Genomic DNA, 12,609 nt, shown 5'->3' on the forward strand with positions numbered 1-12,609 from the left:
GCCGCCACTCACACGCGGGCGCCGCCACTCACACGCGGGCGCCGCCACTCACATGCGGGCGCCGCCGCTCACACGCGGCAGCCGCCACTCACACGCGGGAGGCGCCAATCGATGAGTGCAGCGGGCGGTCCGGCGCAGGTGCGGGGCGGCGGGGCGGCGGGGCGGCGGGGCGGCGGGGCGGGGCGTCAGGCGCGGGCGGCCAGCTGGCGCACCAGGCGCTCGACGGCGTACTGCGGGTCGCGCTCGGCGCCCTTGACCGCGTGGTCGGCGTGCGCGATCGCCTGGATCGCGTCGAGCAGCGTTGCGTCGCTGTAGGAGCGCAGATCCTTGCGGGCGCCGCGCACCTGCCAGTCCTGCATGCCCAGCTGCCGCGCCGCCTGGCTGTCGGATCCGCCGGCGCCCGAGACCTTCGCGAGCTGCCGGAACCGCATCGCGAACGCCGCGACGATCGGCACCGGGTCGGCGCCGGTGGCGATCGCGTGCCGCAGCGTCACCAGCGCCTCGGCGACGTCGCCGCGGATCACGGCGTCGACCACCGCGAAGGCCGTCGTCTCGACCCGGCCCGAGTAGTACGTGCGCACGACCTGTTCGGTGACGCCGCCGTCGGTGTCGAGCGCCACCTGGCGCACGGCGTTCGCCAGCTCGGCGATGTCGGAGTGGAACGCATCGACGAGCGCTGCGATCGCGCCGGGCGTCGCCTCGCGCTCGATCAGGCGCAGCTCGGCCCGCACGAACGGCACGAGCTCGTCGCGCTTGAGCGGCTGGCAGACCACCTCGATCGCGCCGGGCGTCGAGCGGATCGCGTCGAGCATCTTCTTGCCCCGTACCGTCGAGCCGTCGTGGCGGATCACCAGCGTGGTGCCATCGACGGGGGACGCCAGGTAGCGGAGCACGTCGGCGATGAACGCATCCGTCGCCTTCACGCCCTGCTCGACGCGCACCAGCCGCGGCTCGTCGAACAGCGACGGGCTGGCGATCAGCTCGAGCTGCCCATCGATGTAGTGACCGGCGTCGACGTCGTGGATCTCGAGCTCGGGATCCTCGAGCAGCAGCAGGGCACGCAGTCGCTGCAGCGCGCGATCGGCGAGGAACGACTCCTTGCCGAACACGAGCACGACCGGTGCAGGAGACACCTGCTCCCAGCCGATCTTGGGGATGCTCGCTGCCATGCGTTCAGCCTACGGCCCGGTGCCCACAGTCGGAGCCGTCCCCGCAGGAGGGTCGGACCCGGACCGCTCCGACCACACGCGGATGCCGTCGTGGTCGACCGCCAGCGCGATGGTGCCCAGCAGGTCGGTGCGCAGCGGCGCACCGCCGGACTCGCGCACGATGCGCAGCGACGCATCCGTCGGGTGGCCGTAGTCGTTCTCCCCCACTCCGACGAGCCCGACGGCGGCGCCGATGCTCCGGTAGATCGCCGGCAGCTGATCGGCGGAGCCGTGATGCGCGACGACCACGATCGCCGCGGCCGGCACGCCGAGCCGCAGCAGCCGCGACTGCGACTCGGCCCCGAGGTCGCCGAGCACCACGAGCTCGAGGAGACCGCCGGACGGTGCCGTCGCGCCCGCGAGCGCACCGGCAGCACCTGACGGGGCAGCGCCTGACTCAGCGGCCCCTGACCCAGCAGCTCCCGCCGCAGCGCCCCCTGGCGAAGCACCGCCGGGCTCCACCGCTCCGGGATCAGGCAGGTCGACCGCCACCGCGACGCTGGCGTCGTTGCCGGGCCCGGCCTCCCCCACCGGCCACAGCGCCTCGACGCGCACGTCGCCGACGGCCCAGGCATCACCCCGGCGCGCCTCCTGCACCTGCGCGCCGGCGGTGGCGAGCTCGGCCACGAGCGGCTCGGAGCGCTCGTCGACGGGTCCGTGCACGAGCGTGCCGACGCGACCCAGCAGCGCGGTGGCGCCGCCCGAGTGGTCGAGGTCGAAGTGCGTGAGCACCAGCAGGTCGATGCGCTGCACCCCGAGGGTGCGCAGGCAGCCGTCGATGAGCGCCGGATCCGGCCCGGCATCGACGAGCACGATCGCCCCGCCCGAGCGCACGACCGTGGCGCTCCCCTGCCCGACGTCGCACTGCGCGATGCGCCAGTCGGCGAGCGTGCCCAGCCGGATGCCCGGCCACGCGGCCGTGCCCGCCGCGACGGCCCCGACCACCAGCGCGACGACGATGCCGCGCGCCAGCCGGCCGCGCGCGTGCGCCACCAGCACGGCGGCGAGCATGGCGGATGCGGTGACGACGCCCCAGGGCGCCACCGGCCAGGGCACATTGGCGGCCGGGAGCTGCTGGGCGACCATCGCCACCTGCCCGATCCAGGCGGCTGGCAGCCAGGCGACCCATGCCAGGCCGATCGCGACGGCCGGCGCGAGCGGCGCCGCGAGGCACGCGACCAGCCCGACGACGGTGACGATGGGAGCCGCCGGGCCGGCGAGCAGGTTGGCGAGCACCGACACCACGCTCACCTGGGCATCGAGGCCGACGAGCACCGGCAGGCACCACAGCTGCGCTGCCGCCGGCACGGCGATGAGCGCGGCGATCGGCATCGGCAGCAGCCGCGAGAGCGCCGCGGCGATGGGCCTCGCGTGCACGATCAGGCCGCAGGTGGCGAGGGCCGACAGCGCGAAGCCGGCGCTCGTCGCCAGGTGCGGCTGCGTCGCCAGCACCACGAGCACCGCCAGTGCCAGCAGCGCCACGGCACCCGCCTTCCGCCCGGTCACGATGCCGATGAGCGCGATCGCGGCCATCGTGGCGGCGCGCACCACCGACGGCTCGGGCGTCACGAGCACGACGAAAGCGGCGAGCGCCCCGGCCGCCGCCGCGACGCGCATGCCCCGCCTCGCTCCCACGGCCGCCGCCAGCTGGAACGTCGCGCCCACCACGATCACGCAGTTGGCCCCCGACACCGCGGTCAGGTGGCTGAGGCCCGCGTCGAGCATCGCGGCGCGCAGCCCCGCGCTCACCCGCCGCTCGTCGCCGATCGACAGGCCCGGCAGCAGCTCGCCGCCGAGCCCAGGCAGGCTCGCCGATGCCGCGAGCAGCCCGTCGCGCAGCTCGCCCGCCCACGCGGCCCAGGCGGCTGGAGCCTCGACCTCGAGCCGGCTGCAGGTGACGAGCCAACGTGAGCCGTCGAGCCACGCGTCGCAGCGCCCGGCGGCGGTCGCGCCGATCGCGAGCGACGCCTCCTCGGGCGCCCGCAGCAGCATGGCGCTGCGCAGTGCACCGGCGCCGTCGCAGCCGGTGACCACGACCTCCGTCGGCGCCGCCTCGCCGAGCACCAGGAGGCGCAGCGCGTCGCAGTCGTCGAGGGCCGCGCCCGCGGCGGCGTCGGCCCCGGCGAGCAGCGGGCTCGAGAGCGCCGCGGCCACGGCGATCGTGCGCAGGGCGGCCGCGGCACGCTCGGCGCCCGGGCCGGCCCGCATGGTGGCGGATGCGACCCGTGCCGCCACCAGGCACGCCCCGGCCGTGCAAGCGGTCACCACCGCGGCCGCGCCGAGCAGCGCGGCGTGAGCGCTGAGCGCCGCGAGCACCGCCCAGGCGATGGCCACCGGCAGCGCCAGCCGCAGGTCGCGCATCAGCGCCGGCTCGCGACCCGCGGCACCCGCAGCCGCCCGCTCACAGCGTCACCAGCGGCGTCAGCGTGGTGAGCAGGGCCGGCCCGATGCCGGGCACGTCGTCGAGCTGCGCGATGTCGGTGAAGGGGCCCTGCTCGTCGCGATGCGCGATGATCGCGAGCGCCAGCGAGGGCCCGACGCGCGGCAGCGCTTCGAGCGCGGCCTGGTCGGCGCGGTTCAGCGAGACGAGCCCGCCCGCCTGCGGCCCCGCGGCCGCCTGCTCGGCCTGCTCGCCCGCGGTCGGCACCAGCAGCTGCTCGCCGTCGACCAGCGGGCGGGCCAGGTTCAGCGATCCGGGTGCGGCCTCGGCGGTCGTCCCGCCGGCACGGGCGAGCGCGTCGAGCACCCGCGCCCCGCCGGGCAGACGGTAGACGCCCGGCTCCCCGACCGCGCCCTGCACGTCGACGACCAGCTCGGCCGAGGCGCTCGCCACCGGCGTCGCGACGATCGCGGCCGGCTGCGCGTCGACCACCATGCGCTGGGCGACGCCGCCCGCGACGGCCCCGAGCACGAGCAGCACCGCCGCGCCCGCGCCCAGGCGCCAGCGCGCATCCGTCCCGGCCATGCGGGCAGGCTAGGTCGGATGCGCTGCTGCAAGGCGGCTGCGCCGGTGCGGCTGTGGAGGGCGGGCGCGTCACGGCGCGGGCTTGAGCCCTGCGCTCGCCGGAAGATTCGGGCGGGTGGGCACTTCCGACTGGATGATCCGATCGGAGACCGCCACAGGTCGGAATCTTCCGGAGCCGCGCTCACCGATCAGAAGTCGACCAGCCGCGGCGCGTGCCGATCCGACGGGCTGAGCCAGCGCGGATCGACCCCGTCGGCCTCAGCCGATCACGAAGTTGACCAGCCGCGGCGCCCGCACGATCGCCTGCCGCACCGAGGCTTCGCCGATCGCCCGCACCACGCCGGGCAGGTCGCGGGCGATGCGCTCGAGCTCGGCCTCGGTCACGTCAGCGGCGACATCGATGCGGTCGCGCACCTTGCCGTTGACCTGCACGACGGCCGTCACGGTCTGCTCGACCAGCAGCGAGCGGTCGGCCTTCCGCCAGCCGGCGTTCGCGATCGGCGGGGCGAACCCGAGGTTCGCCCACATGTCCTCGGCCGTGTAGGGCGCGAACAGCGACAGGCCGAGCGCGATCGTCTCGATCGCCTCGCGCACCGCCGGGTCGGCGGCGCCGGGGCCGGAGTCGACCGCCTTGCGGGTGGCGTTGGTCAGCTCCATCAGGCGCGCGACGACGACGTTGAACTTGAGCGCCTCGATCTGCCCCGGCGCATCCGCCAGGAACTTGTGCGTCTCGCGCCGCAGCGCCCGGTCGCCGGGCTTCGGGTCGGTGCCCGGCTTCGCCAGCGACTCGTTCGACAGGCGCCAGGCGCGGGCGAGGAACTTCTGCGCACCGGTCGGGCTGACGTCCTTCCAGTCGATGTCGTCCTCGGGCGGCCCCGCGAAGCTCATCGACAGGCGCACGGCGTCGACGCCGAAGCGCTCGAGCTCCTCCGACAGCGTCACCAGGTTGCCCTTCGACTTCGACATCTTCGCGCCGTCGAGGATGACCATGCCCTGGTTCAGCAGCGACTCGAAGGGCTCGGTGAACGGCACGTGGCCCAGGTCGAACAGCACCTTCGTGATGAAGCGCGCGTAGAGCAGGTGCAGGATCGCGTGCTCGACACCGCCGACGTAGCGGTCGACGGGCGCCCAGCGCTCCACCTGCGCACGATCGAACGGCTGCGTCTCGTCGTTGGGGTTGAGGAAGCGCAGGTAGTACCAGGATGAGTCGACGAACGTGTCCATCGTGTCGGCGTCGCGCTTGGCGGGCGAGCCGTCGATGGGCGAGGGCACGTTCACCCAGTCCTCCGCGGCGCCCAGCGGGCTCGTGCCCTTCGGCGACAGGTCGAGGCCAGTCGAGTCGGGCAGCACGACGGGCAGCTGCTCGAACGGCACCGGCACCTCCTGCCCGTCGGCGGTGTGGATGATGGGGATCGGGGTGCCCCAGTAGCGCTGACGGCTCACCAGCCAGTCGCGCAGTCGGTAGGACTTCGCGGCGCGGCCGACGCCCTTGCGCTCGAGCACCTGCACCATCCGGCCGATCGCGTGCTGCTTCGACAGCCCGTCGAGCTCGCCCGAGTTGATCAGGCGGCCGTCGCCCGTGAGCGCCTCGCCGGTCGACTTCGGGTCGAGCGGCGGCTGCTCCTCGGGCCAGACGGCGTTGCCGTCGTCATCGAGCGGGATCTGCGGCATCACGCCCGTGACGGGCGCGTTCGTGTCGACGACCACCTTCACCGGCAGGTCGAAGACGCGCGCGAAGTCGAGGTCGCGCTGGTCGTGCGCGGGCACGGCCATGACCGCGCCGTGGCCGTAGTCGGCCAGCACGTAGTCGGCGGCCCACACCGGCATCCGCTCCCCCGTCAGCGGGTGGATGGCGGAGCGGCCGAGGTCGACGCCCGTCTTCGTGCGCTCGGTGTTCTGGCGGTCGATCTCCGTCATCCGACCGACGTCGTCCAGGTAGGCCTGGAAGCGCATCCGCACGTCTGCATCGGCGCCGGCGGCCAGCTCTGCCGCCAGGTCGGAGTCGGGCGCGACGACCATGAAGGTGGCGCCGTAGAGCGTGTCGGGGCGCGTCGTGAACACCGGCACGGTGCCCTGATGGCCCTCGATCTCGAACTCGACCTCGGCGCCCACCGAGCGGCCGATCCAGTTGCGCTGCATGCGCAGCACCTTGTCGGGCCAGCGGCCCTCGAGCTGGTTCAGGTCGTCGAGCAGGCGGTCGGCGTAGTCGGTGATCTTGAAGTACCACTGCGTGAGCTTCTTCTTCACGACCGGGGTGTCGCAGCGCTCGCAGCGGCCGTCGACGACCTGCTCGTTGGCCAGCACCGTCTGGTCGTTCGGGCACCAGTTGACGTTCGAGGGCTTGCGGTAGGCCAGGCCCGCCTTGTACATCTCGAGGAACAGCCACTGGTTCCACTTGTAGTAGCCGGGGTCGGAGGTGTGCAGGATGCGGTCCCAGTCGAAGGCGGTCGCGTACTGGCGCATCGACTGCTTGTGCTGCTCGATGTTGGCCTCGGTCCAGCGCTTCGGGTCCTCGCCGCGCTTGATCGCGGCGTTCTCGGCGGGCAGGCCGAAGGAGTCCCAGCCGATCGGGTGCAGCACGTTGAAGCCCTGCTGGCGCCAGTAGCGCGCGAGCACGTCGCCGTAGGCGTACGACTCCGCGTGCCCCATGTGGAGGTCCCCGGACGGGTACGGGAACATATCGAGCACGTACTTGCGCGGCCGTGCGTCGGTCTCGTCATCGGTCGCGAAGGGGCGCAGGGCGTCCCAGACCGGCAGCCACCGCTGCTGGATGCGGGCGAAGTCGTAGGTCTCGTCAGTCAACAGATGCTCCTGGGTGTCGTCGGCCCGTGTCGGCGCGACGGCTTCCAAGTCTACGGGCGCCCCGCAGGGGCTTCCCCGTGGCACAATCGAGACCGGCCGCGAGGATCGCCTGTGCGCGGTCGGAGGGATCTGCGCGGTCGGAGGGAGTTGGTCGGTGCCGGAGTTCGAGAACCCGCCAGCGACCGTCGACGTGCCCTCGGCGCGGGTGACCCGCATCGTCGCGGTCGACGCCCGGCGCAGCATCGTCTGGCGCTGCCTCACCGAGCCCGAGCTGCTCGCCCGCTGGCTCGGCGACATCGCCGCCTTCCCCGAGGGCGTGGTGGCCGGCGCCAACGGCCGCTTCGCCTGGACGGGCGAGGTCGTGCTCGCCGCCCGCGTGCTGGCGCTCGAGCCCGAGGAGCGCTTCGTCTTCGACTGGTCGGAGGGCATCCTGTCGGATCGCGCCTCGACGGTCGAGGTGACGCTGCGCGACACGGGCGCCGGCCCGAAGCACGGCACCCAGGTGCACCTGGTCGAGCACGGCTTCCCGCTCGAGGGCGACGACACCGCGCGCCGCGAGTCGCTGCGCGCGCTCGCCGCGGGCTGGACCGTCGAGCTCGACGAGCTCGTCGACCTGGCAGAGCACCTCGAGGCCGCAGCCAACTGAAGCAACCGAACGGTTGCACGACCGGCTGCGTCGGCGTAGCGTCACCTGCAACCGAAGGATTGCAGGAGGATGCGATGGGTCACGACGCCGAGGCCGAGGTCGACGAGGACACGATGCGCGTCACGCGCACGATCGAGGTGCGCGCGCCGCTCGATGCCGTCTGGGAGACGCTCACCGACCCGCGCGAGCTCGCCGAGTGGTTCGGCCAGCGCGCGGACTTCCCGGGCGGCATGCGCCAGGGTGCGACCGGCTCCTTCGGCTGGACGGCGCACGGCGACTTCCTCGCGGTCGTCGAGCGCTGGGAGCCGCAGCGCGTCTTCGCCTTCCGCTGGGGCACGCCCGGCGAGCCCATCCGCGACGACAACAGCACGCTCGCGACCTTCACGCTGGAGCGCGACGGCGACGTCACCCGGCTCACCGTGGTCGAGACCGGGTTCGACCGGCTTGCCGACGCGGGCGCCCGACGTGCCGCCATGCTCGACAACCGGCAGGGGTGGACGGAGGAGCTCGACGAGCTCGTGACCCTCCTCGCGCGCCGATGGACGCCATCCGTCGTCGACCGGGCCGCAGGCACCATCACCCGCTCGCTCGACATCCCGGCGCCGCGCGAGCGCGTCTGGCAGCACCTCACCGACCCGGCGTCGATCGAGACGTGGTGGGGCCACCCGGCGGTCTTCCCCGGCGGCGTGCGCGAAGGCGTCACGGGCACGTTCGAGCACGAGGGCCAGACCTGGCCGGTCACGATCCGGGTGCTGCGCGAGCCGGCTGCGTTCGCGTTCCGCTGGGGTGCCTTCGGCGAGGCCGAGCCCGGGCCCGAGGCCTGCGACGTGCGCTTCGACCTCGAGTCGCTCGGCAGCGGCGGCACCCGCGTCACGGTCGTGGAGTCGGGGTGGATGCGTGTGCCCGCGCAGGAGCGCGGCGAGCGGATGCAGGGCAACGGCGGCGGCTGGGAGATCGCGCTCGACGGCCTGCGGCGGCACGTGCTGGCGGCGGCGGGATGATGGCGCCGTCTGGGATGGCGGCGGGTGCAGCAGCGGCGCCGCTGCAGTTCGCGGCGCTCGCGGACGACACCCGCTGGGCGATCCTCGAGCTGCTCGGCAGCCGGGCGCGGTCGGCGAGCGAGCTGGCGCTCGAGCTGCCCGTCAGCCGGCAGGCCATCGCGAAGCACCTGGCCGTGCTCGAGGCCGCGGGGCTCGTCGACTCGGTGCGGGAGGGGCGCTCGGTGCGGCACCGGGCGATCGGCGCAAGCCTCAGCGCGCTCGCCGAGCGACTCGACGCGATCGGCCGGCAGTGGGATGCCCGGCTCGATCGCCTGACCGAGCGCGCCGAGGCCGCTGCGGCGCTGCGCGAGGCGGGCACGGCGGCGCGAGGCCGCTAGCTGGGCACGAGCGACGCGAGCATCGCCGCCGCCTTCACGTGCAGCTCCTCGACCTCGAACGCCGGCTCCGACAGCGCCGTGACGCCGCCCCCGACGCCGATGTGCGCGCCGCGCGCGTCGGCGACGACGCTCCGGATGACCATCGCCAGCTGGCACCGATCCCCCGCAACCAGCCCGAAGCATCCGCTGTAGACGCCCCGCGCCTCGCCCTCGAGCGCCTGCAGCAGCTCGACCGTGCGGCGCTTCGGCGCGCCCGTCATCGAGCCCGCCGGGAACAGCGCCCGCACCGCGTCGAGCGGCCCGAGGCCCGGCAGCAGCTGACCTCGCACGGTCGAGACGAGCTGGTGCACGGTCGGGTAGCTCTCGACGGCGAGCAGGCTCGACACCTCGACCGAGCCGGGCGACGACACCCGCTGCAGGTCGTTGCGGCAGAGGTCGACGATCATGACGTTCTCGGCGCGCTCCTTCTCGCTCTCGAACAGCTCGAGCGCGAGCGCGGCGTCGTCGTCGGCGCCGCGGCGGCGCGTGCCCTTGATCGGCCGGGTGGTCGCGACACCGTGCTCGACCTGCAGGAACGTCTCGGGGCTCGAGCTCGAGAGCGTGACGCCCGCGATGCGCAGCAGCGCGCCGTGGTGCACGGGGCTCGCCGCGCGCAGCCGGGCGTGGGTGGCGACCATGTCGAGCGGCGGCGCCTCGATCGCGGTCGTCAGGCACAGCACGTACGAGTCGCCCTCGTGGATGTGCTCGCGGCAGCGCTCGACCTTCGCGGCGTAGGCCGCGTCGTCGTCGCGCCAGCGCAGCAGCGCCCGGTCGATGCGACTGGTGTCGGGCAGCCGCGGTGCCTCCGCCGGCGGCAGCGCCCAGGGCTCGCCGCCCCGCGACTGCAGCTGCGCCGCGCCGTGCGCGACCACGACCCACCGGTCGAGCAGCAGCCACGCCGCCTCGGGGAAGCGCCCGGCCGCGGGCTCGACCCCGAGCATCCGCACCCCCGCCTCGTAGCCGAACCACCCAACCCAGGCGCCCGGCATCGCCGCGCGGGCCGTCTCGAGCGCCGCCACGGCGTCGCCCGCCACCGGCTCGCCGTCGAGCGTCGCCCGGCCGCCCTCGACGACCAGCACGTGCGCGCCCACGCCGATCAGGTGGTCGCCGTGCGACGACGAGTCGAGCCAGACGACGTGCTGCGCGTCGGCCTCGAGCGCCGCGAACGCCGCCTCGGGCGTGGTCTCGACAGGGTGCACCCAGCGAGCGCCGAGGTGCGGCAGCAGGGCCGCAGAGGTCGCTGGCATAAGGTGCATCCTATGAGCGAAGCCCAGCCTGCGCGCGCCTGGACGGCGGCAGGCTGGCAGCCCATCGAGGGCGACGCGAGCGGCGGCAGGCCGCCCGGTCGGAGCCCGATCGGCGAGACGCTGGCGGCCGACTCGTGGCTCGTCGTCGACGGCGAGGTGCTCGCGCTCGACCGGCATCGACTGCGGTTCGCGGATGCCGTGGCCGAGGCCGGCGGCGACCGTCTCGACGCGCTGAGCGCGGCCAGGCAGGCGATGGGGCTCGTGCCCGCCGGCCGCTGGTCGCCGCGCCTCGACCTCACGCCCGACGGGCTGCGGCTGCGGATTCGCACGCCGCCGCCGGCCGGCGGCACGGTCGACGTGGTCACGGCGCGCCGCGATCCGCGCACGCTGCCGTCGCGGAAGGGCCCCGACATCGCGGCGCTCGCCGTGCTGCAGGAGGAGGAGACGGCGCACGCCGGCATCGCCGTGGAGCCGGTGCTCGTGAGCCCGGAGGGCTGGGTGGCCGAGAGCGCCTGGTCGGCGGTGCTCTGGTGGCGGGGCGCGACGCTGTGCGTGCCCGACGCGAGCATCGCCCGCGTGGCCTCGGTCACCGCATCCGTCATCGTCGAGCTCGCGCGCCAGGACGGCATCGAGGTGCGCGAGGAGCGCGCAGCCCCGGCCGACCTCGACGGCTGCGAGGTGTGGCTCGCGAACGCGCTGCGGGGCGTGCGCGGGGTGGCCGCCTGGCACGACGGGCCGGCCGTCGGCGAGCCCGAGCGCGCCGCCGCCTGGCACCGGCGCCTCGCGGCGCTGCGCACGACCCCGACGGGCGTGCGCCGCTGATGGACGACATCGTCGGCGACATCCTCGACACGGTCAGCTCGATCGATCCGTTGCTGCGCACGGTCCTCGCGTTCGTGGCGATGCTGCTCGAGACGAGCGTGCTGCTGGGCCTGGTGATCCCGGGCGACACGATCGTGATCGTGGCCGCGCTCGCCGTCGAGCAGTGGCCGTGGTGGCTGGGCCTGATCGCCGCGACGGTGCTCGGCGCGCTCGCCGGCGAGTCGATCGGCTTCGCGATCGGCCACTGGCTCGGGCCCAAGATCGACCGCTGGCTCGCGCGGCGATGGCCGAAGGCCTCGCTGCGCTGGCGCCGCACCGAGCGCTACCTCGCCCGCCGCGGCGGCCCGGCGATCTTCCTGTCGCGGTTCCTGCCGGTGGCGCACTCGCTCGTGCCGCTGATCGTCGGCGCCTCCGACATGCCCTACCGCCGGTTCATCGCCTGGACGCTGCCGGCCTGCCTGCTGTGGGCGACCGCCTACGCGAGCGCCGGTTGGGCGGCGGGCGGCACCTACCGCGAGCTCGCCGACCGCCTGCACGGCGCCGGCTACATCATGGTCGGCGTCGTCGTGGCGTTCCTGCTGCTGGTGCTCGTCGCGAAGAAGGTCGTGGCGCGCTTCGAGGCGCGGCACATGGACGACGACGACTGAGCGGGCGCTCGTGCCCAGCCCGCGTCTGCGCGTCGCGCAGCAGCCGGGCAGGTCGCAGGATCAGGCGGGGCGGATGCCCGGGGTGCGAACGACGAGGGTGCGGCTGACCAGGTCGGCCGGCAGGGGTGCGTGGCTGATCGCGAGGATGATGCGGCCGTCGCCCTGCGCCGCGGCGAGGATGTCGCGCAGCATGGGCTCGGCCAGCTCGCGGTCGACGGAGGCGGTGGGCTCGTCGAGCACCAGGATGCGCGCGTCGGCGAGCAGCGCCCGGGCGAGCGCGATCCGCTGCGCCTGGCCGCCGGAGACCAGGCCGCCCCGCTCGCCCAGCTGCGTGGCGAGGCCGTCGCGCTCGCGCGCCCAGGCGGCGAGCCCGACCCGCTCGAGCACGGCCCACAGCTCGTCGTCGGCGGCCGTCTCGCGGGCGAAGCGCAGGTTCTGCTCGAGATCCTCGTCGAAGATGTGCGGGCGCTGCTCGATCAGCAGCACGGAGCGGCGCAGCGCATCCGGATCGATGCCGCGCACGTCGCGGCCGCCGATGCGGTAGCCGCCGGTCGACTCGAGCAGGCGCACGAGCGCCAGGCCGAGCGTCGACTTGCCGGCGCCCGACTCCCCGACCACCGCGACCGTCTCGCCGGGCATCGCGCGCAGATCGACGGGCTCCATCGCCGGGCCCGCGCCGGGCCACGCCGCCTGCAGGCCGTCGAGCTCGAGCGCGCCGACGGGTGCCTCGTCGGAGCCGCCCTCGGCGGGCACCGCGGCGGCGGCCCGCGCGTCGGGCAGCGCTGCGGCGACCGACGCGACCCGAACGACTACACCGTCAACTGCGAAGAGCCATATTTCTGCCGTGGACCGGTC

At 74.6% G+C, this 12,609-nt stretch carries 11 protein-coding genes; 5 read left to right on the forward strand and 6 right to left on the reverse strand.

What is annotated here, in order from left to right; all coding sequences use genetic code 11:
- Positions 1 to 185: 185 nt before the first annotated feature.
- The 4 genes from holA to leuS all read right to left on the reverse strand — a co-directional run bounded on the left by holA (position 186) and on the right by leuS (position 7,191).
- Positions 186 to 1,169 carry a DNA polymerase III subunit delta gene (holA, locus tag Q9250_RS08295; protein ID WP_306231393.1) on the reverse strand — a complete coding sequence of 328 codons (984 nt, stop codon included), beginning with the start codon at positions 1,167 to 1,169 and terminating at the stop codon, positions 186 to 188.
- A gap of 9 nt (positions 1,170 to 1,178) precedes the next feature.
- A complete protein-coding gene (locus Q9250_RS08300; RefSeq protein ID WP_306231394.1) occupies positions 1,179 to 3,569 on the reverse strand; it encodes a ComEC/Rec2 family competence protein in 2,391 nt (796 codons plus the stop codon).
- Between the two features lie 40 nt (positions 3,570 to 3,609).
- Positions 3,610 to 4,173 (reverse strand): ComEA family DNA-binding protein, encoded by a 564-nt coding sequence (locus tag Q9250_RS08305; RefSeq protein ID WP_306231395.1) that lies wholly within the window; start codon positions 4,171 to 4,173, stop codon positions 3,610 to 3,612.
- Positions 4,174 to 4,431: 258 nt separating this feature from the next.
- Positions 4,432 to 7,191, reverse strand: a complete 2,760-nt coding sequence (gene leuS, locus Q9250_RS08310) for a leucine--tRNA ligase (RefSeq protein ID WP_422665033.1) — start codon at positions 7,189 to 7,191, stop codon at positions 4,432 to 4,434.
- Here leuS and Q9250_RS08315 point away from each other — a divergent pair.
- The 3 genes from Q9250_RS08315 (at position 7,130) to Q9250_RS08325 (ending at position 8,999) form a co-directional block, all read left to right on the forward strand.
- Positions 7,130 to 7,621, forward strand: coding sequence for an SRPBCC family protein (locus Q9250_RS08315; RefSeq protein WP_306231397.1), 492 nt, complete (start codon positions 7,130 to 7,132; stop codon positions 7,619 to 7,621). The two genes, leuS and Q9250_RS08315, sit on opposite strands and share 62 nt — an antisense overlap.
- Before the next feature lie 74 nt (positions 7,622 to 7,695).
- Complete coding sequence (locus Q9250_RS08320) at positions 7,696 to 8,622, forward strand: SRPBCC domain-containing protein (RefSeq protein ID WP_306231398.1); 927 nt, start codon at positions 7,696 to 7,698, stop codon at positions 8,620 to 8,622.
- A gap of 14 nt (positions 8,623 to 8,636) precedes the next feature.
- Positions 8,637 to 8,999, forward strand: coding sequence for an ArsR/SmtB family transcription factor (locus Q9250_RS08325; protein ID WP_306231399.1), 363 nt, complete (start codon positions 8,637 to 8,639; stop codon positions 8,997 to 8,999).
- Here the strand turns inward: Q9250_RS08325 and Q9250_RS08330 are convergent.
- Positions 8,996 to 10,285 carry an anthranilate synthase component I family protein gene (locus tag Q9250_RS08330; RefSeq protein WP_306231400.1) on the reverse strand — a complete coding sequence of 430 codons (1,290 nt, stop codon included), beginning with the start codon at positions 10,283 to 10,285 and terminating at the stop codon, positions 8,996 to 8,998. The two genes, Q9250_RS08325 and Q9250_RS08330, sit on opposite strands and share 4 nt — an antisense overlap.
- 12 nt (positions 10,286 to 10,297) lie before the next feature.
- On the opposite strand from Q9250_RS08330, the gene Q9250_RS08335 reads away from it, so the two are divergent.
- Together Q9250_RS08335 and Q9250_RS08340 are read left to right on the forward strand one after the other, a co-directional pair.
- Entirely contained in the window at positions 10,298 to 11,107 is an 810-nt protein-coding gene (locus Q9250_RS08335; RefSeq protein WP_306231401.1) for an aminotransferase class IV, read from the forward strand.
- A complete protein-coding gene (locus Q9250_RS08340; RefSeq protein ID WP_306231402.1) occupies positions 11,107 to 11,754 on the forward strand; it encodes a DedA family protein in 648 nt (215 codons plus the stop codon). The genes Q9250_RS08335 and Q9250_RS08340 overlap by 1 nt, the downstream gene beginning before the upstream one ends.
- A 60-nt stretch (positions 11,755 to 11,814) precedes the next feature.
- On the opposite strand, the gene Q9250_RS08345 is transcribed toward Q9250_RS08340, so the two are convergent.
- Positions 11,815 to 12,507: an ATP-binding cassette domain-containing protein gene (locus Q9250_RS08345; RefSeq protein ID WP_306231403.1), complete on the reverse strand. Its 693-nt coding sequence runs from the start codon at positions 12,505 to 12,507 to the stop codon at positions 11,815 to 11,817.
- Between the last annotated feature and the right edge of the window lie 102 nt (positions 12,508 to 12,609).

The sequence above is a fragment of the Agrococcus beijingensis genome (assembly GCF_030758955.1).
In the GTDB taxonomy this organism is placed as follows: Bacteria; Actinomycetota; Actinomycetes; order Actinomycetales; family Microbacteriaceae; genus Agrococcus; species Agrococcus beijingensis.